The organism is Thermogutta hypogea (assembly GCF_055386265.1).
In genome coordinates, this window is record NZ_AP042425.1 from 19,387 (window position 1) to 43,629 (window position 24,243).

General features: G+C 64.0%; 20 protein-coding genes. 2 read left to right on the forward strand and 18 right to left on the reverse strand.

Annotation, left to right across the window (positions count from 1 at the left end; all coding sequences use genetic code 11):
* Window positions 1–19: 19 nt before the first annotated feature.
* The gene (locus ACZ5B4_RS00070; protein ID WP_464912394.1) at window positions 20–868 is read right to left on the reverse strand and encodes a hypothetical protein; all 849 of its coding nucleotides are present in this window, start codon (window positions 866–868) and stop codon (window positions 20–22) included.
* Window positions 869–1,579: 711 nt separating this feature from the next.
* On the opposite strand from ACZ5B4_RS00070, the gene csrA reads away from it, so the two are divergent.
* Complete coding sequence (csrA, locus tag ACZ5B4_RS00075; RefSeq protein WP_464912395.1) at window positions 1,580–1,804, forward strand: carbon storage regulator CsrA; 225 nt, start codon at window positions 1,580–1,582, stop codon at window positions 1,802–1,804.
* Window positions 1,805–2,256: 452 nt separating this feature from the next.
* Complete coding sequence (locus ACZ5B4_RS00080; protein WP_464912396.1) at window positions 2,257–5,403, forward strand: flagellin N-terminal helical domain-containing protein; 3,147 nt, start codon at window positions 2,257–2,259, stop codon at window positions 5,401–5,403.
* Window positions 5,404–5,522: 119 nt separating this feature from the next.
* Here the strand turns inward: ACZ5B4_RS00080 and ACZ5B4_RS00085 are convergent, their stop codons facing one another.
* The 17 genes from ACZ5B4_RS00085 to ACZ5B4_RS00165 all read right to left on the reverse strand — a co-directional run bounded on the left by ACZ5B4_RS00085 (window position 5,523) and on the right by ACZ5B4_RS00165 (window position 24,236).
* A complete protein-coding gene (locus ACZ5B4_RS00085; protein WP_464912397.1) occupies window positions 5,523–5,759 on the reverse strand; it encodes a hypothetical protein in 237 nt (78 codons plus the stop codon).
* Between the two features lie 241 nt (window positions 5,760–6,000).
* The gene (locus ACZ5B4_RS00090; RefSeq protein ID WP_464912398.1) at window positions 6,001–7,188 is read right to left on the reverse strand and encodes a glycosyltransferase family protein; all 1,188 of its coding nucleotides are present in this window, start codon (window positions 7,186–7,188) and stop codon (window positions 6,001–6,003) included.
* Window positions 7,185–8,336: a glycosyltransferase gene (locus tag ACZ5B4_RS00095; RefSeq protein WP_464912399.1), complete on the reverse strand. Its 1,152-nt coding sequence runs from the start codon at window positions 8,334–8,336 to the stop codon at window positions 7,185–7,187. The genes ACZ5B4_RS00090 and ACZ5B4_RS00095 overlap by 4 nt, the downstream gene beginning before the upstream one ends.
* Window positions 8,337–8,409: 73 nt before the next feature.
* Window positions 8,410–9,405, reverse strand: a complete 996-nt coding sequence (locus ACZ5B4_RS00100; RefSeq protein ID WP_464912400.1) for a UbiA prenyltransferase family protein — start codon at window positions 9,403–9,405, stop codon at window positions 8,410–8,412.
* Window positions 9,398–9,988: a YqeG family HAD IIIA-type phosphatase gene (locus ACZ5B4_RS00105; RefSeq protein WP_464912401.1), complete on the reverse strand. Its 591-nt coding sequence runs from the start codon at window positions 9,986–9,988 to the stop codon at window positions 9,398–9,400. Before ACZ5B4_RS00105 ends, ACZ5B4_RS00100 begins: the two co-directional genes overlap by 8 nt.
* A 93-nt stretch (window positions 9,989–10,081) precedes the next feature.
* Entirely contained in the window at window positions 10,082–12,760 is a 2,679-nt protein-coding gene (locus tag ACZ5B4_RS00110; RefSeq protein ID WP_464912402.1) for an RIFT barrel domain-containing protein, read from the reverse strand.
* Window positions 12,753–13,403 (reverse strand): acyltransferase, encoded by a 651-nt coding sequence (locus ACZ5B4_RS00115; protein WP_464912403.1) that lies wholly within the window; start codon window positions 13,401–13,403, stop codon window positions 12,753–12,755. Before ACZ5B4_RS00115 ends, ACZ5B4_RS00110 begins: the two co-directional genes overlap by 8 nt.
* Complete coding sequence (locus ACZ5B4_RS00120) at window positions 13,400–14,341, reverse strand: glycosyltransferase family 2 protein (RefSeq protein WP_464912404.1); 942 nt, start codon at window positions 14,339–14,341, stop codon at window positions 13,400–13,402. The genes ACZ5B4_RS00115 and ACZ5B4_RS00120 overlap by 4 nt, the downstream gene beginning before the upstream one ends.
* A gap of 10 nt (window positions 14,342–14,351) precedes the next feature.
* Window positions 14,352–15,584, reverse strand: a complete 1,233-nt coding sequence (locus ACZ5B4_RS00125) for a glycosyltransferase (protein WP_464912405.1) — start codon at window positions 15,582–15,584, stop codon at window positions 14,352–14,354.
* 2 nt (window positions 15,585–15,586) lie between these two features.
* On the reverse strand, window positions 15,587–16,540 hold the full coding sequence (locus ACZ5B4_RS00130; protein WP_464912406.1) for a glycosyltransferase family 2 protein: 954 nt from the start codon (window positions 16,538–16,540) through the stop codon (window positions 15,587–15,589).
* A gap of 60 nt (window positions 16,541–16,600) precedes the next feature.
* Window positions 16,601–17,458, reverse strand: coding sequence for a sulfotransferase family protein (locus ACZ5B4_RS00135; protein ID WP_464912407.1), 858 nt, complete (start codon window positions 17,456–17,458; stop codon window positions 16,601–16,603).
* A gap of 74 nt (window positions 17,459–17,532) precedes the next feature.
* Window positions 17,533–18,462 (reverse strand): glycosyltransferase family 2 protein, encoded by a 930-nt coding sequence (locus ACZ5B4_RS00140; protein WP_464912408.1) that lies wholly within the window; start codon window positions 18,460–18,462, stop codon window positions 17,533–17,535.
* On the reverse strand, window positions 18,459–19,763 hold the full coding sequence (locus tag ACZ5B4_RS00145) for a glycosyltransferase (RefSeq protein WP_464912409.1): 1,305 nt from the start codon (window positions 19,761–19,763) through the stop codon (window positions 18,459–18,461). The genes ACZ5B4_RS00140 and ACZ5B4_RS00145 overlap by 4 nt, the downstream gene beginning before the upstream one ends.
* 106 nt (window positions 19,764–19,869) lie before the next feature.
* A complete protein-coding gene (locus tag ACZ5B4_RS00150) occupies window positions 19,870–20,505 on the reverse strand; it encodes a hypothetical protein (protein WP_464912410.1) in 636 nt (211 codons plus the stop codon).
* Window positions 20,505–21,746 carry an ABC transporter ATP-binding protein gene (locus ACZ5B4_RS00155; protein ID WP_464912411.1) on the reverse strand — a complete coding sequence of 414 codons (1,242 nt, stop codon included), beginning with the start codon at window positions 21,744–21,746 and terminating at the stop codon, window positions 20,505–20,507. Before ACZ5B4_RS00155 ends, ACZ5B4_RS00150 begins: the two co-directional genes overlap by 1 nt.
* A 108-nt stretch (window positions 21,747–21,854) precedes the next feature.
* Window positions 21,855–22,832: an ABC transporter permease gene (locus tag ACZ5B4_RS00160; RefSeq protein WP_464912412.1), complete on the reverse strand. Its 978-nt coding sequence runs from the start codon at window positions 22,830–22,832 to the stop codon at window positions 21,855–21,857.
* A 102-nt stretch (window positions 22,833–22,934) separates the two neighbouring features.
* Window positions 22,935–24,236: an O-antigen ligase family protein gene (locus ACZ5B4_RS00165; RefSeq protein WP_464912413.1), complete on the reverse strand. Its 1,302-nt coding sequence runs from the start codon at window positions 24,234–24,236 to the stop codon at window positions 22,935–22,937.
* Window positions 24,237–24,243: the final 7 nt, after the last annotated feature.

Genomic DNA, 24,243 nt, shown 5'->3' on the forward strand with positions numbered 1-24,243 from the left:
TTTTGCCCTTTCCCAAGCTCTAGGCCGCATCATCATAAAGCTGTGGAAGGAGGATTCGCTCCAAGTCGCGGAGCGCGTAAGGTTTCGACAGCACGGCCGTTGCCCCGGCCCGAAGATAGCGTTGGACATCGTGCGAGCGCGGAAATCCCATTAGGAGGGCGATGGGTACCGGTGCCTTGCCGCCCGCCTTGGCTTGAAACCGGCCGAGACGCCGCGGGGGCAACTCGCCGTCGCGCTCCACGTCGATCACCACGGCGGCCGTTCCATCCGGCAGGGGTTGAAGTCCTGCGTTTAAGCGGCGCCATTCCGCCGTGATTCCCCACAGGCGGGCCGCCGATTGCAACGATTCGAAAACCGAGTAGTCCCGCGACATGACCAGCAGGAGGGGCGCAATCCTTTCCGCAACGGGACTCTCCGCCCGCGGCCCCTTCGTCGCCGTAACCGTGTTCGCTTCGGCCAAGACGAGGTCCTCGTCGGTGGCCGTGGGCGGCAGACTCCACGCCCGATTCCTTCCCGCCCGTAACAATCGCAACTGTTCTTGGGCCGACGACATCCACTGGTGCCAGTAGTAGCGCAGCGTGCCGGGCAACGGTTCTCCGGAGCGACCCTCGCCTTCGCACCAGCTTCCCAGAATGACGACAAATCGGGCAAGCGGCTGGGAGTTCCGCAATCGCTCCAAGTCCTTGGCCTGATGCTCGCCCGGATATCGCTGCAAGATGATCACCAAATCGTGCTCGTCCGGTGCATCCGCCGCCGCAGCGAGGGATGGCCGCCGCCGAATGCGAACTCCGCGCATATCGGCTAACAGCCTGATGCAGGGGTAAAACTCCGGCCAAGACGTGTCACCGATCAGAAGAACGCGTACCATCGCCGACAATATCGCACAATTCCCATGTCGGATTCAAACCGCTCGCAAAGGTTCGCTCCGATGCGGAGCGTTTAGACTATTTTCCGGGCAGACCGAATGTCAAAAGTTGCATTGTCATGGTGACGAATCCGACGGTCCGCGGCAAGACCGATGGCCGGCTCCGCATGGCCTCCATGATCGGCACCCAGCGTTGCTCGGCTGTCAACGGAGGCTGTTGAGCCTCGAATCCGTGTTGGGCCGATGTTCAAGGCTCGGCAGCACGGTTCACCCCTCGTGCCGTCGCATGAATCCACGATGTCCTGTATTGAGGGCGGTTCGTAAGGCGGTAGGGGAATTGCCGGATGGACGCTTGCCGGCGGGCTTTGCGGGCAACCTCTCGTTCTCGGCTTTTTCGGTATAACCCGAGCGGAGTCAATGGGATTGGGCTAGGGAGTGGTTTTTTGCCGAAGCGATTATGGACGGCGGCGGTCCTTGGTCTCCGCGCGGCGTTGTTTCGCCGCTTGATGTGCCGAGACGCCCCGCAAGGACGTGCAAACCAACGGTTCGCGCAGGGGCGTCTGCCAAGCCCCGGGGAAGAGCAAAGTGTTGGCGGGCTAGAAAGCCAGGCCCGGTCGCGGAGAGCATAAAGACCCCAATCACGCGGAACGGCAGCGACTCGACGCCCGGGCCCGTCATCCCCAACCCGAACAATTCCAGGTGAAGGAGCATCCGATGCTTGTCCTATCTCGCCAACGAGACGAGAGCATCATCATCGGGGACAACATCGTCATCACGGTGGTGGATATTCGGGGCGATAAAGTTCGTCTCGGAATTCAGGCTCCCAGTGAAATTCCCGTGCACCGCAAGGAAGTGTACGAGGCGATTCAGCGTGAAAAAGAGCGCAAGGCCGCGGAAGGCTCCGCGACCGACACCGCCGCCGATGAATCGAAAAAGTGATACAGTCGGCACGCTCGGCCAGCGGAATTCCGCTTGTATCGAAGATGCGGCCGCCGCGAAAGAATTTTCTCCCTCGCGGCGGCCGGTTTCGTTTTTGTGACCTACATTTGCGTGACGAAACGCAAAATGAGAGGTATCGACCGCGAAAACTGGATGTTATCCATGTTACCTAAACATCCCAGCGTGTCGAGTCGATATCCCTCGATAGCGGTTGCCTAGGGCACGGAGTTGCGCCCGCTTGGATGCGGCAACTCGCTGTAGCGTTCGCGTGTGTCGTCCATCATTGCAACCCCTTTCGTCGAGACGGGAGACGGAAACCAAGGTAATCCAAAACACACGGTCGGTCGCCCTTCCTTGCCCGCACTTGGACAGGTCGACTGACGCCACGGCCAAAGCCGAGGCATCCCGTGCCGGCAAAATCCCGCTTGTTCCTTGTGAAAAGGTGAAAGACCATGACCCGCATCAACACCAACGTCAGTTCTTTGACCGCGCAAAAGACTCTTGCTCGGTCGCAAGCTCAGTTGCAGGAAGCCCTGACCCGCTTGAGCACCGGTCTGCGAATCAACGTGGGCAAGGACGACCCCGCCGGTTTGATCGCCAGCGAGGCCCTGCGGGCCAATATTACGGCCACGCAGAAGGCGATCACCAATAGCGAACGCGCCAACCAAATGATCGCCACCGCGGATAGCGCCTTGGGCCAGGTCAGCTCCTTGCTGAACGACATCCGCGGGCTGGTCTCCGAGGCCGCCAACACGGGCGCCCTGTCGGCCGAGCAGATCCAGGCCAATCAGTTGCAAATCGATTCCTCGCTTGAGGCCATCGACCGCATCGCCAACGTGACCCAATTTCAAGGTCAGCGGCTCCTGGATGGCAGTCTCGACTTCATTACCTCGGGAGTGGATACCAGCAAGATCACCAGCCTCCAGATCGATCAGGCCAACTTCGGCACGCTGAGCCAAATCGACGTCAACCTGGATGTCGTGTCGCAAGCTACCAAGGGAAGCCTGCGATACTCCTACGGAGCGATCGCGGACGACGTGGTCCTCGAGATCGCGGGTAAGAACGGCGCTGAGGCCTTCAGCTTCGCAGCGGGCAGCAGCATCACCGACATGGCCCAGGCCATCAATCTGGTGTCCGACGCCTTGGGTGTCCGGGCGGTCGTCCAAACCGAGGCCACTGCCGGCACCATCACCACGTCCAGCTTCGGCCTGGACAACGACGTGGTGATCACGGCCAACCAGGCGGGCCAGGCGGCCGGCGACATCCGCGTGAAGTACACCAAGGGCAGCTCCGCCTCGACCACCGTTTCCTATACTGCGGCCAGCGGTGCCACCCCCGCCCTGATCAACGTCCAACTGGGCACGCGGCAATGGGTGGCGGCTTCGGGCGAGGTCAATCCGACCGGCACCAACAACGCCATCAGCCTTACCGCCAACATCAAGGGCGAGGAGTTCAACGGCGTCACGCTCAACGTCACCGACACCGGCGGCCCGATCACGCTCAGCTACAATCACACGACCAAGGTCTTGAACATCGGCATCAACGACGGCGTGACCACGGCCGCCAACCTGGTCAGCGCCATCAATAGCGACGCCACGATTTCGGCCCTCTTCACGGCCGCGCACGTGGGCGAGTCCGACGGCTCCGGCACGCTGGCCGTCGCCGACGGGACCTGGGCCGGCTTCACCACCGCGGGGGGCGTCACCGGCGGCGACGTCATTGCCACCGCCAACGACGTGGTCGCGGCCATCAACAGCTCGGCCGCCGCCGCCGTGGTCACGGCCTCGCTGGCCGCCGGCAACAACGGCTACGGCACGGTCGGCGAGTTCCAGGAATACGCCTACTACGGCACCGCCGAGGCCAACAACCGGCTCCAGTTCCTCGGGCCGGAAGGCTCCCGCAACATCCGCTTCGTCTCCACGCCGGGCGAGGCCTTGAGCGTCGATCTGGCCACCGATCCGCAGGTCACCGGCTTCGCCTCGGCCCTGGTGCAGGGCGTCAACGCCAACAGCACCTTCCAGATCACCTCGCGGTTCAAGGGCAAGGAATACGACGACGTCAACATCGTCTTCAATGACAGCACGGACAACACCGTGGTCTGGGATGCGGAAGGCAAAACCCTCACGTTCAACGTGGACATCACGGGCGGCGTGACGGCGGCGCAGGTGGTGAACCTGCTCAACAACGACAGCTACGCGGGCAAGTTCTTCCGCGCCACGCACTTCGGCACGAGCGACGGTTCGGGCAACATCCACGCCTCGATGACCGGCACCTTGGCCACGACGTCGGGCGGCGTGGTCAGCGAAGGGACGATCCTGATCCACCTGGCGACCACCGCCGACGGCGTGGTCACGACCACGGCCCAGGACCTGATCGACTACTTCAACGACCCGGCCAATGCGGCCGCCCTGGCCCCCTTGGGGATCAGCGTGAGCAACGCCGAGGGGAGCGACGGTTCCGGCCTGTTGGCTCCGACCACGAGCGATCTGGCCTTCGCCACGGCGGGGACCCAGCTCCAAGACGCCCAGGCCTCCGGCACGACCTACGCCGTGAACGGTCGCAACGCCCAAGTCAAACTGACCGCGGTGCAGCCCGGGGCCGCTTACAACGGCGTGCGGCTGGTCTTCGAGGATACCGCCACGGCCGGATCCGAGACGGTGACCTGGGACGCCGCCACGAAGACCCTGACGGTAGGCATCCAGTCGGGCGTGAGCACGGCCAACCAAGTGATCACGGCCATCAATAACGATAGCACGACCTCGGCCCTGTTCACGGCGGCGGTGGGTACCGGCGGTACCGGTGCGGCTGCCGTGACCATTTCCGACTACGCCGAACTCTCCGGCGGCGTCGTGGATGTCGGCAGCGAATGGGGCGCCGCCCTGTTGGGAAACAGCGACGAGACCAACACCGGCCTGACCATCGAGGCTACCGATTACGGGAGCGACGCCTTTGTTTCGGTCAAAGCCCTCAGCGGCAGCTTCGTGATGAAGAACTCCGCGGGGGCGGTGGCCGACCGCGCCACCGGTACCAATGCCCGGATCCGGGTCAACGGCTACGAAGCCGTTACCACCGGCTTGACGGCATCCATCAATACCGCGGCGGTGGACTTGACGTTCAGCCTCGCCGCGACCGTGGCGGCCGGGACGCGCATGACGTTCTCGATCGTCGGCGGCGGCGCCCAATTCCAGTTGGGCCCGAACGTCGTCTCCAATCAACAGGCCCGAATCGGCATTCGCAGCGTCAATACCGCCAAGCTGGGCGGTGCCTCGGGACGCCTGCAAGAGCTGCGATCGGGCGGCAGCAAGTCGCTGACCAACGACGTGATCGGCGCGGCGGCCGTGGTGGATGAGGTGATCTCGTTGGTCACCAATCTTCGCGGACGGTTAGGCGCCTTCCAACGCACGACGCTCGAGACCAACATCAGCTCCTTGAACGACGCCTTGGAAAACCTGACCGCGGCGGAAAGCAACATCCGCGACGCCGACTTCGCGGCCGAGAGCGCCAAGCTGACGCGCGCTCAAATTCTGGTGCAATCCGGTACGTCCGTGTTGAGCATCGCGAATCAGAACCCGCAGGCCGTTCTGGCCCTGCTGCGGTAAACTTGACGGACTCGACTCCTGAGTCGAGTTCGGCGTCACAAGGACAAGCCCACCGGCCTTTCCGTCTTGGGGAAGGCCGGTGCTTTTTTTGGCTCGCCTCGTAACGGCACCGTGACCGGTCAATCCTGAAGGCCGGATACTTGCCGGAACAACACCCAGCGCCGGGTGCGGCGGACCTCGACCGGCTCCACGTACGCCCCGTGCGGTTCCCAAGGCTCGTGCGGCGTGCGAAAGAATCGCCGTATGATATCGGCCTCAGCTTCCGCGTCAGGGCACTCCTCCGCGGGTACCAGCCGCCATTCCACCTGTCGATGATCCAAAACGGGATCGAGAATTCGCGTGCCGAATCGCTTCATGCGCTCGTCCTTTCTCGGTACGGCAAGTGGGATTGCAACATCGACGGATTGATCCGCCGCGTCGAACCCTCATTGCGAAGGGCGTGCCAATTCGGCGATCGACAACCGCGAGCGGCAAGAATGGGGCTAAAGCTCGGCCGAAGCCCGTGCGGCGAAGCGGTTCTTGGTCTCCCATCGGCAAAGGGGCGTCGCTTCCTCTCGTCGCCCGCGGCGCAGCCTGTGGAAAAAAGGCAACATCGGCTCAGCCCGGCGAAAGGCCCTCGAACAGAATGCGGTCGAAGACGGCGGCCTTCTTCTCCCAGCTTTCTTCGCAAACCCTCCGCCTCGCCAGCTCCTGCGCCGGCGGCAAGCCGGTATGGATCCTCAATCGCACGGCTTCCAAGAATTCTTCCGGCGAGTTCGCCAAGTCCAGCGCGTCTTGCCAAACACGATTGGCGGGGAGATCCCGCACCACCGCCGGCCGTCGCGTGGCGAGGTATTCCTTGAGCTTCAATGGCTGTGATTCCTCCAGTCCCGGCCCATTCTTGTACGGCATGATGAGGACGGTGGAGAGTTCGGCCAAGAGAGGGAGTAGCTCCGGCTTGACCGCTCCGACGGTTCGCACTCGCGGAAGCCGAAGGATGCCGGCGGGGCAATCGGTCACCGGTCCGACCAAGACGATCGCGCCTTCCGATCTTTGACTGAGGACCGCCAAAATGTCCTCATCCATCTGCCAGTTGATCGATCCCCAAAAGACCGATCGCGGCGGCGGGAGAGGGCGGAATAACGCCTCGGCCTGTTCCCAAAGTTCACGCGGAGCCTTTGCGACCTCCTGCCACGCGTGCCAATCCACGCCGTGAGTGAGCAGAACGGCGTCTCTGCCCAAGGCTTCCACGCCTTGTTGGAGACGCTCGCTTGCAGCCACGATGCGGTCGGCGCTGGAAATCAACCGACGCTCCATGTCGGCCATGACGCGGCCGTCCATCTCGGGCCAATGGCGGAAATCATCCACGCGGTAATAGACCCAGCGATCCACCGGCAGCGATTCCAGCAGATCCGCTACGATGGGAATCGTCGTTACCGCGGTTCGCGGTTTGGGGAGGTCGGCGATCAGCGGCTCCAGTTGCCGGGCCAAAAGCCGCCGATTCCACGCGCGCTCCCAACGGCGAGAGAAGCTCGGCCACATCAAAGGCCGCACAACCGCGGGTTGCACCGCCTCCGGCTTTCCGGAGGCGAGGCGATCCCTCCTCAACCATTCCCGTAGCTTTTCCCATCCGCGGCGGAAGGTGGTGCGATCCAGCCGCGGCCGCCGCATGCCGATGGTGTTGACCCACAGCACGTGCCGCCGAAGCGTCAAGTTCCGCACCAGATATTGGCAACTGGACGGGTGCCGCCCCCAATCGTCGGCAAAGACGATCAGCGAGCCTTGCCGAGGGAAGTCGTCGCTCACGGCGAACCTTTCGGGGCGGATACGTCGTTCCTACCGCCCGATCGGTGCGGCAAGATAATCTCTTCCAAGAGTCGGCGATATTCGGCGTGCATCCGGGCTTCGCTGAACCGGTATTCAGCGAGTTTCCGGCCGGCCTGTCCCCACATTCGCGCCTTTTCCCGATCGTCGATCAAGACTTGGAGGGCACCGACGACGGCTTCGGGGGTCTCAGGCGGGACGAGCAATCCGGTTTCGCCCTCGCGCAGCAGCTCGGGCAGTCCGCCCACCCGTGTGGCCACGACCGGCAGCTCAGCCGCCATGGCTTCCAGTACCGTCACCGGTATGCCTTCGCTGATGCTGGTGAGGACGAAGGCATCGGCGGCGGACAGCAACTCGGCAATGTCGCGGCGTTCGCCCAAGAGTTGAACCCGGCCTTGCAGGCCCAGTCGGGCGATCTCCGCCTCCACGGCCTGCCTTTCCGGGCCGTCGCCCACCATGAACCACCGCAGATGCTCAGAGCTTGAACAGGCGGCTGCGCGGACGGCCGTGATGTGATCCTTGAGGCGATCCAAGCGGGCCACCTGCATGACGGCGAAATCCCGCTCGGAAAGTCCCCATACCGTTCGGAGCTTGCGTCGCGATTCCTCATTCCGGCGGAAACGATCCACGGGGACGCCGTTGTAGATGACGCGGATTTTGCGCCCGGAGATGCCTTCGTTGCGAATCAAGGCTTGCCGGACGGCCTCGCCTACCGCCACGACGCGGTCGCAGGATCGGAGCATCAACCGATGGAAGATTTTTCGGATGGGGTTAGGCCGATCGGGGTGGAATCGCCCATGCTCGACGAACACCAGCGGGGGCCGGCGTCGCAGACCGCGCCCCCAAGCGGCATAGAAATACGGCGTGAATTGATGAGCGATGACGGCGGCCGGTCGCTGCCGGCGTTGGAGTTGCCGCATCCGCCGGGCACAGGCGCGATCCCAGCCCGGCCCGCGCCCCAATACTTCCACGTGCAATCCTGCCGCGGCGACGCGCTCCGCCAGGGGCCCGGTTTCGTCCAGACAGATCATGCGACTGCAATACCGAGGCAACAGGCTCACGGCCAACCGCACGGCCAAGACCTCCGCTCCTCCCACCGCCAGACTGTGAACGATTTGGTGGATCGGCACGGAATCCGGGGATCCGGCGGCAGGGAGGTCGGGTGACGATTCGGAGAACTTGCCGGAATTCACGGGCGGGGATTCACAACTGCCAGATCGGCGGGACGCCCGAGGCATCGACGTTGATCAACGCCCGGAGCCAAGGCCATTCCACGAACATCAAGACCGTAAATACGACCAGGCACATCGCCAGGTAACTCATCAACCAGCGCTCGCGATACAATCGCTCGGGCTGCTGTGCGACGCTGCCGGGTGCCAGCGTGAGGCGGAGATAGGCGGCGAAGACACCCGCCACGAGCGGAACGGCCAAGATCAACTCCACGTGATAGCGGACGATGAACACGCCCAGGAGCAAGGAGGCGGCCGAGGCGTAAAAAAACATCTGCATCAACAGATCGTTCTCGGCGTAGCGGCCGAGGGAAGGGCGATACCTTCCGGCCGTCTCGTCGGAGCCGAGGCTTCGTTTTTCGGCGAGCCGTTTGGCGGCCATGAAGAATGCGCCGGCCATCCAGTAGGCGAAGATCAGGGAGAGCGGCGGCACGCGGTCCGGCACGATGGTGAACCATCCGAGAAACAGCCGCAACGGATTGTTGACCGATTCGGTGAGCACGTCGATGTAGGGCCAATCCTTGGCGCGGATGGGCCGGACGTTATACACGATCCCCATTCCCAACAAGGCCCCGCCCGCCGCCACGAAAGGGCCATTCACGGTTATTGCCAAGGACATTCCCGCCGCCGCCAGGACCGCCCAAAGCACGGCGGCCGACCAAGGGGGCAGTCGCCCCGCCGCCAAGGGACGACTCCGCTTTTCCGGATGGTACCGATCGGACTCCAGGTCGCACCATTCGTTGAGGGCGTAATTCGAGGAGGCGATCAAGCACACGGCGGCGAAGCCGACGACCGCCTGCAACCACGCCGCGAGGTCGGTCGGCCATTCGCCCAGGGTTTGCCGCCGGTAAAAAACCGCCAGCATGACGCCCAAGAGCATGAACCCGTTTTTGAACCAGTACTCGGGCCGCGCGAGTCGCAGCAGTTCCCACCAAAGCGGGCCTCGACAGGGCGCGGCGGCTTCAGTCATGCCGCGCCTCCGGCGACGGTGCGGCGAGCGACGGCTCCGCTCCCGGACGAGGAGTCACACCCAACCGGGCGAGGAGCCAGCGTTCCAATCCGCGTTTCCATCTTGTGACGAACGGCTCTTGCTCGGGGGAGAGCGGGACGATCAGAATGGTGCGAATCCCCGCCCAATACCCGGCCCAAATGTCGGCGAAGAGTTGGTCGCCCACCATGGCCGCGGCGGAGGGGGCCACATCGAGCAGCCGCACTCCCCGGCGGCATCGCCAGGGGAACGGCTTTAACGCCCGCGCGAGAAAGGGTACTCCCAGCTCTTCGGCCGTCACCGCCACGCGTCTTCCCCCACCGTTGGACACGATGCACAGCCGGATTCCCGCCGCCTGCACGCGACGAATCCATGCCGCGGTTTCCGGAGCGACGGTCGCTTGGCGATAGGGCTTGAGGGTGGAGTCCAAATCGAGCAACAACCCTTCCAACCCTTGAGATTGGAGCCACTCCGGGGACAAATCGCTGATGCGAGAGAAATAATACGTCGGACGCAACCACCGCAGGAGATCCCGCGACGGCCCCTCGTCGGCGCTCGGTTTCATGCACAACCATCCGATTTCAATGGCTCTTCCGGCCGGCGACCCGTCTCGCGGCGAGCCGGATCGCCGCATTCTTCGCCGGATCGCTCCCATAACTCAGTTTCGCCACGTTCGCAGCAGATTCAAGAGTCGGATGAGAGTGGGCGGATAAAACGCGCGCATCAAGGACGCGATGCAACCCGCGGGCCGACGTAGCGACTGCTTGACACGTACGCGCTGAGGGAGAAACGGCTCGGGCGGTGCCCAATCCGGATGCCCCGCGGAAGGAGGCGTCAGCGGCGGCGCCCGGCGATGGCACGCCCCTCTCAAGGCCGCGGTCAAGGCCACGGCCAGCGTTCGCGCATTGACCGGGCACTCGAAGGCATACAGATCGTGCCAAGCCTGCCGGGTCCAAGCTTCCGCACGCTCTCGCAGACGCTTGCGCAGATCCCCCTCCGCCAACCGCGACGCCGCCCAGAGCACGTTGGCCTGGCGCAGCGATTGCGCGGCCCAGACCTCGGTCGGATATTCCAGCTCGTCGCGCCGCGCGAGAAACGGGCGTTCATGCTCCAGCATCCAGCAAGCGTAATGCAGCAGCGATCGGGCCGCGTAGGCGTAGGCGTCGTCGCATTGGTTCCATGCCTGCTTGAGTTGCAGGTACCGGGCCGCGACCTCGAAGTACATCGTATACGACCATCGCCGCTCGGCATCGTGAAGTCGGCGAGTTGCGATCTCATCGGCCGGATGCACCGTGCGGCGGAGCAAGCGCTCGGCGAAGTCGAGATACCGTGTTTCGCCGGAGATCAGCCAGCCGTCGAGCAAGGCGTTGATGCTATTGGCGGCGGCGCGCCCCGGGCCGTGATAGTCGGCTTCGCTGGTGGCCGTCGCCGCCCCCGTCGGACCGGCGTCGATAAAGAAAAAAGGCGTTCGCCCGCCGTCCTCCATGGCGATCACCCAGTCGGCCAGGGAAAGCACGACCTCCTTGGCGTCCTCGTCGCCGAAGAGAAAGTGATACATCAACAGTCCGGTCGTGTAGTTGTGCTCGGAGCTGGGGCCGCCGCCGTAGCCGGGGTGCGCTGCGTTCTTCCGCGAGAAAGCGCGATGCGTGCACGTGTGTGCCGTGCGATAGTGGTCGGTCAGCCAAAACAACCCGCCGTTGAAAGGCGCGCGGTCGCGGTCCGTGTGATAGACATCCACATCCATCACGTGCCGCGCCAGGGGATGGATGATCGCGTCCCAGTCGCCCGACCGAGCGCACAGCCGCTGGAGCTCCGCGCCCAGCAACAGATCGAACTGATTGTTGTAATGCGAGATATGGGGCGCGTCGCCGCGATAATGCCGGGCTTCGTGATCGGCATAGACGTCGCCGAAATGCCGCCAACCGTACTCGTCCACCTTTTCCCGATGCGACAACAGGCCGTTTTCGCCGCACAATCCCCTTTGGGCAAAACCCGCGACGGGCAGCGAAGCGTAGGCATCCGGCGAGACCGCCGCGTCACCGATCTCCACGGCAGCAGACGGCTCCCAACCGCTCACCGCTTGCAGCGGAAACAGCAGCGCATCCGCAGCGTTTAGCGTCTCCCGGTCGCATGTCTGCGTTTCAGGCGCAGCCGCAGCCCAGCGCAAGCAGACCGCGGTCGTGACTTGCTCGCCGCCTTGAAGTTCATGGAGATCGTCCCATTCCCCTGGCAGAATCCCCAGGGCGATCTCGTCGGCGGAAATCCGCAGTGCTTTGGGAAAACGCTGCCAGAACTCGGGGACGGCCGCGACCAGCCAAGCGTCGCGGTTCCGCAATGCGAGGACCGGCTCCGCCCGAGAACCCTCGAGCCTTCCGCTCGGCAGGTCGGCGCGGAAGCCGCGGAAACGGCAGGGAATGCGGCCTTGGGCATTGATGTGGTTGTAACTTCGCCAGTTCTCGCCGCCGCTGGAATCCTGATAGATCACGACGTCCGGTTCGCCCCGATCGCGCGGGCCGCCCTGTTGCGTATCGTTTGAGAATGTCCCGCCGAGAGTCTGCACGGCGTTACCGTCCCGAATGCGGCCGATCCACGCTTGTGCCGTTTCCGATGGGCGAATACGGAGTGTGAAATCCTCGAGCAGGATCGACCCGGGATCGCCCAGGTCCCAGCACCCGCCGCGATGCCGTGCCCGGCCGCAGTTCCGCAACGTCAAGCGAATCCGGGCGAGGTCGGCGGTCGGGAAAAACTCCCAGGTCATCCGCCACACAAGGTCGCGGTGAACACGCGAGGGTAGCGGCCGCAACGTCGCGGTGAAGCTTCCTTCCCACCGCTCGATGAAAACAATCGGGCCGGTAAGCCGCTCGATTCGCCGAGCCGCTTTCGGTTGAAATATCCGCCCCGAGCCGTCCCGCACATCCCAGGTGAGCAACAGCGACCGCGAGCTTCGAGCATGATCGGCCGGACGGAAATCCCAGCCGCCGCGGCCGTCCCATGCTAACAATCCGCGGCCTTCCGTGATCGCCGACCCCGCCGAGCACGCGGTTTCGATGCCTTCCTCCAGGCGGCAGATCCATTCTCGACCGTCACAGACCGGCGATTCGGGAGGGAGGACAGCGTCGATCAGGACCCATCGGGCCGAGCCGTCGGGCCATCGGGCGGTGATTCGCGCTTGTGCCGCCGTTTCGCCGCCGTCGGGTGAGATCAGCTTCGCGGCCGGCAATCGGAACGTGCCCGGCCGCACGGGCAGGCCGAATCGCACGGGTTCCGCCGCCTTCAAGCGATCGTGGAGGATCGCGGCGGCGGGCACCCGGAAGAATTGCACGGGCAAATCAAGCATGCGGCCCGGCGTCCTCCCCCTCGAAATCTCTGCGATCGGTTTCGGGTGGTACGACCCCGGCGGCGGTGCGAATAACCCGGGCGGGAACACCCACAGCGAGGCTTCCCGGGGGAATCGGTTTTACGACGACCGCACCGGCCCCGATCACACAGTCCGCGCCCACCGAAGCCATCACCACCGCCCGTTCGCCGATCCAAGCGTTTTCGCCGATGACGATCCGCTCATGAATTTGGTCCGCGTGCTTGCGATCTCGACCCACGGGGTCGAGCGGGTGTTGACGGCGTCCGCTGGGGATGGAAACGCCGGAGGCGATGAGGGCGTTCCGCCGCACGGTTACGTTTCCCAACACGCAATAGGCGCCGATGTACGCGCCGTCCTCGATCTCGGCCGTGTCGCGTGAGAAGATCGTGCCGAAGCCGATCTCGCCGTCCCGCCCGCAGTGGGCCAGCGTCCAGCGATAAAAGGCCCAGCGGAGGTAACAGCCGCACACCCCCGGCAAGACCGCGAAAAGCTGCGACCACCCGGCGAACGCCCGCTGCCGGCCGATCAAAAGGCCGGCCGCACGGCATGCCGCGACGCAAGGCGCCACGATTACGCAGGCGACTCCCCGCAACAGTCGTTTGCAGAGGCGTGCGGCGCTCATCGCGGCATTCCCTTCAGGCGGTAATAAATACGGCGGATGCCGCTCACGCCCCCGTGGGGCAGAAACGTAACGCCCCAAAGCAAGAGCGCGCGAAAGCGAAGCCGCCAGCGGAGGGAACGGCGAAAGGCGGCGCGAGCCTCCGCTGCGTCGTGGAAATCCAGATGAAATGAGCCGAGCAGGTCGTACAATTCCGCCATCCGCCGGCGCATCGTGCGACGAACGGCGGCCGATTCGGCACGCAACACCCGCTCCAGCATCGCCGTCTGCTCCCGCAACATACCGCGGCGGTCGCTGGTTCCTTGGGCCGAATGGATGCGAAACACGGTCACCGGCTCGGCGACATAGGCGAACTCGCAAACCGCGGCGAACCGCAGCCACAAGTCGTAGTCCTGCACCGTGTTGCCCCGAATCTCCAAGCTGCAAAGCCCGGTCCGGGCGAACAAGGCGCGCCGGACCATGACGCTGGAATTGCAGATGGCATTCCCCAAAAGCAGCCTTTGACGGCAGCGGCCCACCAATTCGGCCGGGTCCGCCGTTGCGTCCGGGGAGGTCCGCCAGGTTCCGTCCGCGTCGGCGAAGTAGCGGGCCGCGGTATGCACCAGGCCGACTTCCGGCCGAGCAAAGCATCGCGTCTGCCGTTCCACCTTGTCCGCTTCCCACCAATCGTCTTGGTCTAGGAAACAGATGAACTCCCCCCGCGATTCCAAGATACCGCGATTGCGGGCCACGCCCACGCCGTGATTGGCCTGGCGGATCAACCGCGCGTTCGGTGCCGTGCGACGAACGACCTCGCACGAATCGTCCGCCGATCCGTCGTCCACGGCCACGATTTCGATCGGCGAGTAGCTCTGCCGCAGGACGCTTTGCAAGGTGTGCTCTAGGAACCGAGCACCGTTATGAATCGGGATGATCACGCTGACCAAAGGGCGTTCCGTCATACGATGGACCTCATCCAGCCCCTTGGATCGAAGGAGATGCTTCCCAACACTCGCCCCAAACCGCGTGGACGGCGCGGACGTAGCTCTCCGCCGAGAAATGCTCGAATGCGAACCGCTGAGCGGCTCGGCCCAGCCGTTGCCGGGTATCATGACTGGCGGCCAAAGCGGCGAGGGCTTCCGCCAAGGCGGCGACATCGCCGATGGGGACCAGCAATCCCGTTTCCCCATGCCGGATGATCTCGGCGGGACCTTCCGCGCGCGTGGCGACGACCGGCTTCCCGAAGGCGGCCGCTTCCAGCAGCACCAGCCCGAACGATTCCTGCCGCGAGGTCAACGCCAGCACGTCGCAGGCGGCGAGCCAAGGGCGAACATCCGGTTCGAACTCACCGATCCGTCCGCCGTCACCCAAGGCCGCGGCCACGTCGGATCGCAACGGTCCGTCGCCCAGAAAAACCGGCACCACCCGCGGTAAGTCTTGCCGTTCGGCGAGCAAGGTCGCTGCTCGCACGAGCAAGAGCGGGTCCTTGCGCGGCGAGAACTGTCCCAGCCATAGGACCATGACGTCTTGGGGTGTCAGATCGAGCGCGGATCGCAGCGCGGCGGCCTTTTCCTGTACCTCGGGACAAGCCGCGTCCTCCGCGGTGAATCGCAGCGGATTGTGGATCACGCGGGTCTTCGCGGCGTCGATGAACGGCTCGCATACCCGCCGTGCCGCATGGGACTCGAAAACGATGCGGCGGGACCAGCGACTGAGCCGCTTGGCCAGGCCGGGCAGCGGAGCCAGCCGCGTCGGCCAATATGCAGGGTCCAGGATTTCGTGGACGTGCCAGACGTGGGGAACGCCGGCCAAGCGCGCGGCCAACGCCGGCTCGAAAATCACCGACGAATTGCTGTATACCAGGTCGAACCGGTGACGCCGAATCAGCGCGGCATATCGGAGAACTCGAAGCCAACCCTTGCCCCACAAGTTCCGCCGATACCACCAGGACGGCTCGAAGCCCAGCCACCATGCCCACGGCTCGACGGCGGTCTTTCGGCCCGAACGACGGCAGCGATCGACCATGGGACCGTCGCACGCGAAGCGGACGTCCAGCTCGTAAACCGCCGGATCCGTTCCCCTCAAGAGCACGTCCAAACACAGCTCCGCACCGCCTTGGCAGCCGGAATGGGCCGCAACCAAGACGCGTCTCCGCCGGCCGGCGGAACACTTGCCGATGCGATCGCTTTTGACCGGGTCCGTCACCCTCAGGCAGTCTCCGTCGGCTCGCCGCTTCGCCCCGTAACGCCGAATCGTATTTGATCCCACACATCCTTGATCCGGTAGACGAGCGGCGGCCAGATGCGTTCGCGAAGGATGCTCGTCGCCTGGTCGGGCAGTTCATCGCCGCACTCCGCGAAAAAGCCGCGGAGACTCCAATACCGGGGCCAATCTCGGGCGAAGCGGGCCTCCGCGGCACAGCGTGCCATCAGCGTCAAAAAGCCTTCGCGAATATCCCGGCGGTCGCTTTCGCGCCATCCCTCGGTGCGTTCCAAATAGGCGACCAAGGCGCGATAACGCCGTACCAGCATGTCGGCGGCATTACTTTGTCCTCCGCCGTGCACGCGATAGCCGATCAGCTCTTCCGGCACCAGCGCGATCCTCGCCGATCGCACCAATTCCAGAAAATAGATGAGGTCCTCGCCGTCCTGCGTCCACTCGGGAAAGCGCAGCGGCAGCTCTCGCCGTACCAGCAGGCTGGAAATGCGGAAGGGGTTGTCCGCCGCCACGCGACCGGGACGATAGCGCTCCGCCGAATCGACGGCCGAGACGTCCACGCGGCCGTTCTGCCGCCCGAAGAAGTACCAGTTCGTATGCACGCAATCGACCGCCGGGTCGGCCTGAATTGCCGCCAACTGGCGGGCCAATTTTTCGGGATGCCACAGATCGTCGGCATCGAGGAAAGCGATCCAATCGCCCTGCGCGGCCTCGATTCCACGGTTACGGGCCGCCGACTCCCCCCGGTTGTCCTGCCGTAGCACGCGGACGCCGGTGCCGAATTTCTCGGCCACGGCCGCCGACTCGTCCGTCGAACCGTCGTCCACCACCACGATTTCTTCCGGCGGACGGGTCTGACGCAAGACGGACTGGAGCGTCTGGGGCAAGTACCGTGCGGCGTTCCACACGGGGATCACGACGCTGACCGTGGGTCCGTCCATCATCGGCTCAGTCCGTTCCTCGTAGGGTGGGAGTGATCGACCGGCTGGAAAGGCATCGTGAAATCACCAGCGATAGCCGAGTGCCTCGAATTCGCGGCCGGCAATCCGGCGAAACTGGAATCGGTTCCACCACGACCAATCGCGCCAACGTCCCACCGGGCGAAAGCCGGCCGGCCTTTCCACCGGCTGCCAATGAAGCTCCTTGCGCCCTCCTCGTAAGACCGACGAGCCGCGGACGGGCAATCGGTCCAGGGCATCCCAATCGTACTCATCGAACGGGACCCCGACGTGGCGGAGGACCTGCTCCATCGCCTCACGGCCGGCCAGCAAGTCTTCGTATCGTACCACCAGCACCTGCCCTCGGCGTTCCGGCGACAAGTTCTGAGCGAACCGTAGCACCGTCCGGGCATTTTCGGCGAATGCCTGCATCCAGTAGCTCCGCGAGTGGTGCGGCCAGGAGCGATGCGACGATTCGACCACGTCGCGGCCGTCGCGGAGCAGCACGATCAAGAGTGCGTCGGGGAACAGGTCGAAAAACAGGTCCAGCCCCCACGGGTCGGGAGTCTTGCTCAGCAATCGGCGCCCCGGCTCGATATAGCGATTCAAGAAGGCGAGCAGGCCGTCGCCCAACGCCCGCAACATCGCCCCTCGGCACTCGGCGTACCCTTCCGGCTGATCGGCGAATCGCTTGCGATATTGCTCGGAGGCCGTGCGATCGACGTAGCGGCGGAGAAGATGAGCGTATTGGAGCAAGTAGTCCTCCGCCAACGGCAGCGGGGCCTGAAACCGTGGGTAGACGCGAAGCGCGTCAAAGAGAAAATTGCTGCCGCACCGCCGATGAATGCCGATCAGAAAGACCGGTCGGTCCGCGCGATCGAGGACATCATCGAATGCGACGCGTTCCAATTGTTGAATCGTCAAAGTCGCGTGCTCCTCTCCATTCGGCCCTCCCAGCTGACCGGGCCGATCCGACCCGTAACCGGGACGGAGGAAATTCAAGTCACGGCGTTTGCGGGGCGACGGAGCGCTCTGCGGCGTCCGGCCATCATTCCGCGAAACAAGGCCTCCTCGCGGGCGGCGGCGAAGCGCACGGCGGGATCGGGCGACCATGCGGCTCGCCACTTGGCACCCCATCGCCGCAGCCATTCCCGCCACATCCAGCGGGGGCAACCCAGCAGCAGCCTTTCCGGCCCGGCATCCGTCTCGCGATGAAGGAGCCCCTCGCTGACGCCGATGCGATACGCTCGGCCGAGCGCCCAGCGCGGCGTACATCGTTCGCGGGGCACCCAATGCCGGACGAGGGCTTGGGGTAAATACTCCGGGACATATCCGGCCGCCTGCAATCGCCGTTGAATTTCCGTTTCCCCGCCCACGCTACCCGTCCCCGGTCCAAACCGGTCGGAGAACCCGCCCACGGCTCGGAGGGCGGAGGTGAAAGCCGCCCAATTCGCCCCCAAAAAGCCGACTTCTTCCAGGGCTTCGCCGCGATCCGGACACCATCGCCAGCCGCGGGCCGAGCGCGGCAAATACGGCAGCAACCACGAGGGGGGCGGCTCCTCGAACTCCGGATCCATCGGTCCGCCGAAATAGCGGTTCTCTTCGGCAGCGGCCGCCCGCCAATAGGCTTCGACGGCCTCACGCTCCACGGTCACATCATCATCCAAGAACCAGACCAATCCCGCCTGCGTCGTTTCGATGACGGCGTTGAGTGCGGCGCAGCGATTGGCCCTCGGGAGATAAAGGTATTTCAGTTGGCATGGTACGGCCGTCGATCGGACGATCTCCTCCGCCCCTAGTCGTCCGCCGTTCTCGGCCACCACGATGCGGCACGGGATAGCGGCGGGCACGACGCTCGCCAGGTTCTCCAGCGTTCTTCGCAACAGCTCGGGCCGCCCGTGCGTGGCTATCGCGATCGTCAGCCTCACGTTCGAACCTCGCACGGCGCTGCCGAAATCCGCTTCCAGGCGGGATGCTCGGGCGGATAGAGCGGTGATTCAGCGGTCGGCTTTTCTCCGCGGAAAACGGCCCAATACGTTTGCCGCACGATCTCGCGGATCCGTTCACTGCCGCACCGTTCAGCCACCAACCGGCGATTATGTTCTGCGGCGGTGTCCACGAGTTCATCGTCCGTCAATGCCCGGCGGAGGGCTTCGGCGACGAGGTGCGGGTCTTCCGGCGGCAGCAGCATTCCGGTCCGCCCCGGATCGATCCAATCTTCGCCCGCCCCCGTGTTCGATTGAATCGGGAACGACCCCATCAACATGGCCTCGAGCATGGAGATGGCGATGGAATCGCTGATGTTCAGGCCGATCGAAACCCGCGCGCGGCCGTGGGCGCGCAGCATTTCCAGGTGCGGCGTTCGCGGGGGGAGCAGCTCGACGGGGACGCCGGTGTCTTGCGAAAACAATCGCGCGGCAATGCGGACCGCCTCGGGATCCCGACCTCCCGTGTAAATGACCACGCGATATCCGCCTTGCCGCAACAGGTCGGCACATAACCGCAGGGCATACAGGCCGACGAGTGCCCGCCCGGCCCAATCCTGATACCCTTTGAGCACCACGACGCGCCGTTGCGAGGGCGGAAGAGTACCGCCGGCCTGCGCGGCCGCTTGGATGTCGAAACCGCCGCACACGGGTACGATGGGCAGGGCGGCTCCGTGCAGCCCCAAATCCTCCGCCAAACGGAGATCCCTCAGGCATTCGCACCAATAGTAGTCGCAATCCCGGACGGCTTTGCGTACGTCCTCGGCATACTCCTCCAGCCTTCCGAACAGAAAGATGTCGCTCCCCCAATTGCTGATGATCCAGGTGGGGAAGGGGCTGCGACAATACTCGCGGGCCTGCCACGCCAATCTGCCGGCATGGTGAATCGTCAGCGAATGCACGATGTCCGGCCGCAGGCGATCGATCAATCGCGCCAGGCGTCGCGCGGAATGGGCGAAAACGGGGCTCGAGTGTTCCGCCAGGGCGGCCGCACGGTAACGCCCCCAAGGCAGCGGCCAATTCCAACCCCAGGTCGAGAAAAAGCGGTCTTGCACGCGAACTCCCGCGGGGCATGGGCGCGCGGCCGGATCGTCCACGTCGTGCAGCGTTATCGGCGGCATCTCTTCCCGAACGTGGAACAGCTCCACGGGAAAGAGGTGCACGTCCCAGTCGTCGGTGGGAAGTTGTCCGATCCACCGGGCCGTGTGGACGCTGCCCGGCAAACCGACGAACAAGATGCGCATCAAGGAACCTCGCGATTCGAAAGACCCTGTCCGGCTGTTGGCTTACGCGAGCATCGGGGCATGGATGAAGCGAGACACCGTTCCGCCGCCGGCGATCCAGGGGTGGTCACCAGTTCTTGTGCGGCAGGATATGCCGGAACGCCCGCCAACCTCGCAGCAAGTGCTCCCACCGGCGATGCAGCCGCCATACGTCGTAGGGAATGGGCTTGCGATCGGAGAGCAGCAGCACCCAGTCGTAGCCGGTGCAGGCGACCAACCGGTGCTTCACCCCCGTGAAATCTTTCGGCGTCCAGCGGCTGACGTGCCGTTCCCACGGATTGCCGAAGACGTCGCCTTGCTCGCGGACCACGATGGGCGTGCAAATCAGGACGAAATCCGCCTTGTTCAGGCAAAGCGCCAGCAGATCGGCCGCATACTCGGGCGAAAAGTGCTCCCAAACGTCCAGGGCGGCGATGACATCCACGTCGGGCATTTCCGGCAAGACTTGCAGGGCGTCTCCCACGCGAACTTCGTCGTAGGCGTAGTCCCATAGCGGATTGCGGTATTGTTCGTACACTTCCACGCCGTAGATGCGGGTCGTCCATTGCGACGGCGTGTAACGTTTGTGCCAGATGTCGGTGAATTCCCGCACCAAGACTCCGGTCTTGCCGTGGCCGACGCCGATGTCGATCAGGCTCGCCGGCTGCAAGCGGTGCAGGATATCGTGGACCGAGGCCAGCGTACGGGGCGCGCTGGTGGGCATCAGCGAATTCTCCTCCAATCACAGGCGGGGGTCAAAACGCCCACGGCGGACATGATGTCGGACCCGCGCAAAGGTTGATCTTGAAAGACCTCGAACTCCATCGTCGTGCGATCGTGCTGGAATTCGCGGACGCCGCGTTCCGCGGTGACCACGCCGACCAGGTAGCGTCCCGCCGGCAGCAACTCGCCGGGAATGACACACGCCAGGCGAAAACATCCCGCGTCGGCCAGGATACCGTAGGAGGCCTCCTGCTCGAAACTGTGGCTGCGAAAGAGCAGCATGTCATCCATGCTGCGGATATCGACGGCCACGATGTAGCGGCCGCCCGGCCGACGGACTTCGCCATCCAGCTCGATCACGACGGGGCGACTTCGCGGAAAGACATTGCCGATCTTCCCCGTTTCATCGCAAACGCGCATCGTTCGCACGGCGATGGGCGCATCTTTCGGGACGGCCAACTCGGCGGTCCCGTTGCCGCTGACGGCCAGCACGCCCTGCAAATAGGCGGCCACCACGGCCTCGGGCGGGCCTTCGGCGACGATCCGCCCCGCATTCAGCGAAATGGCGCGGGTGCAAAGCTGCGTCACTGCCCGCATGTTGTGGCTGACGAACAGTACGGTGCGTCCCTCCCCGGCGACTTCTCGCATCTTGCCCAGGCACTTCGCCTGAAACGCCGCGTCGCCCACCGCCAGCACTTCGTCCACCAGCAGGATTTCCGGCTCCAAATGGGCCGCCACGGCGAACCCCAACCGGGCGAACATCCCCGAGCTGTAGCGTTTCACCGGCGTATCGAGGAAGGTCGCAATGCCGGAGAACTCCACGATCTCGTCGAACTTGGCGTCGATCTCGGCCTTTTTCATCCCCAGAACGGCGCCGTTGAGATAGATGTTTTCGCGGCCCGTCAAATCGGGGTGAAAGCCCGCGGCGATTTCGATTAGTGCACGGAGCCGACCTTTGATGCGAACCGTGCCCGAGGTCGGCCGAATGATCTTGGCCAGCACCTTCAGGAGGGTGCTCTTTCCCGCCCCGTTGGCCCCGACGATGCCGAGCACCTCACCGCGACGAACGTCGAAGGACACATCCCGCAAGGCCCAAAACTCGCGATCGCCGTGAGATTTGGGGCGCAGCCTCAGCCACCGCCCGGCCAAGGACGGCAGCAGGTCCCGCAGGCTGTCGTAGAATTCGCCGCGCCAAAAGCGTTTGCTTACGGCTTCGACCTGAACCGCAACGTCGTCATTCACCGCATCGTCTCGCCATAGGCCTCGCTTGGGACGGCCGGTTCCGCCTCGCCCCGATCGGGATGAAGGATTCGCCACGCGGCGCAATCGGTGGACCGGGCCTCCGCCGCGCTAAATGTACTCCGCGAAGAGGAATTCCAATTTGTGAAACAGCCGCCAGGCGCCGAGAAAACCCACAACCGCCCAGAGGGCGCTGTATGCCGCATACCACGGCCGCCACACGGCGATGGCCGCTCCCGCGCGATCCGTCCAACTCAGGGGTTCCAGGAGATTGTGGCCTTCGATGACCGCCAGCCGCAGGCCTTCCAGTACCGGAGAAAGGGGATTGAGCATCATGAGAATCGCGCCGTGCGGGCCGAAGACCTCAGGTTCATAGAAGACGGGCGTAAAAAAGATGCCGAAGGTCAAAATCACTTGCACGATATACTTCACGTCACGATAGAAGACATTGCCGCAACTGAGAATCAACGAGGCCGCCGCGGTCAAGAGCACCAGAACGAGCGTCAGCGGCACGGCCCAAAGCACGTTCCAAGTCCAAACCGTCCCCGCGAAAAAGAAAAGGAGCAGGGAGAGAAAAGCCGCTCCCAGCAGCATATCCACCGCCTGGGTGATGACGGCGGAAAGGGGGAAGACCTCGCGCGGGAAATAGACTTTCGTGACAAGCTGCATGTTGCCGGTGAGGCTGTTGGCGGCGAATCCCAAGGCCCCGGCGAAGAAGGCCCAACCCAGCGCCTTGACGGACATGCCTGCCACGCGGGGCAAATCCACCGAGTTGCCGCCCGCATAAGCCAGCGCCAGCTTCACCAGGCACCCGGCGGCGACGATCATCAGCGGCATCAGCAAGGCCCAGCCCAACCCCATCACGGCCTGTTTATAGCGGATGCGAATATCGCGCCAGACCATCCGCCAAAGCAACTCGCGGAAATCCACCAGTTCGCGGATCATTTCCCGCCAGGGATCGCCGCCCTGCGCGGACGTCCACACCTGCACGGCAGGTTCGGCGGTTTCTCCCCCGGAGGAGCTTTCAATACTCGCCTCTTCCGCGGCCGGCAAATGGCCTTGCGGCACTCGATGTTCGATCGTCGTCACGCGTCCTCTTTCCAAAGTCCCGTCAACCCGATTCAGCCGTACGGATCATCTTGATGCCTTTGCCGGAGGGGATGAAGCGGATTCCCGCATCGCGGGCGGATGTTACGCCGGCTGAGAGGCGATGGGAATCTCGGCTTCCACCGCCGGGTCCGGCTCCACCGCCGCTTCTTCGTCGGCGGAGACGGAGTTCACCCGCAGCAGCACCGCGCCCAATAACACGGTGTAATATGGTAACTCTAGCCACACCACGCTGATGAAACTAACGGAGACGGCGAAGCCCACCAAGGCCGCAATGACGCCTCGGGCCATGGCGCGATCCCAGTCACCCGCCGGCGAATCTCGCCGCAAAAGCGCCAACAACCGCCAGATCGTCACGGCGTAGAATCCGCTCAGAAGCAGCAATCCCGGGATACCCATCTCCGCGCCGGTTTGAAACCATAAGGAATGCGCTTGCATCTTGGGCAGCCCCATGGCTTCCGATTGGAGGGGCCAATGATTCGCGCCGACTCCCAGGAAGGGGTGATCGCGCATGGTCCGGATGCAGGCTCGCCACTGATCCATGCGGCTCTCAGCCGATCGGTCGCGTTGTTCGGGATCGACGAAGATGGTCATGAAGCGTTGGCGCACTTCCGGCCCCGCCAAGCGGAAGGCCAGGATGGCCGCTAGGAGGAATACCAGGTAATACTTGGGGTGCTTGGGAATGAGGATAAAGCCGGTGATTCCGCCCGCGATCAACCCCAGTTGTCCGCCGCGGGAGAAGGAAAACATGATCGTATTGGCCATCAAGGCCGCCGCGGCGAAGCATACCAATCGCAGGGACCACCGCGACTCGGCAATCGCCAGGAAGAGCGCGAGGATGACGCCGATCACCATCGCCGCAGCGATACAATTGTTGTCGAATCCGCCGTAAGCCTCCAGCACTACGCGATTATATCCCTGATAGTAGCTGCGATTGAAATCCAAAGCCAAGAATCCTTGACTCAAGACGATCACCCAGGCCAATTGCCGAATTTGTGCGCGGCGATTCAGCATACTCATGCCGACCAAAAAAGGGAGCACGATTTTCGCCAAGGAAACGATATACTCGCGAGCCAAGAGCGGATAGCGACAGAAGAAATAACCAAGGGACACCCAAGCCAGAAAGCCCAGCAAGAAGGCGGCCGAGGCTCCGCCGCGCCCCAACCGCCAATCGCCCAGGCCGCGAATGGCCCAGCCGATGAGCATGCCCACGGCGACGATGAAGCTGTAGCGTCCCGGCCCCTGCGCCCCGACCGACCAATACCACAACGATTCCGGCTTGATAATCGCATAGTGGATATAGATAAATAGTCCCACTAAGGGATAAAAAAGCGCAACCACGGCGCCGAGGTAGGTCAGAACGTAAACATAAATCAGGCCGCGCATGGAAGGC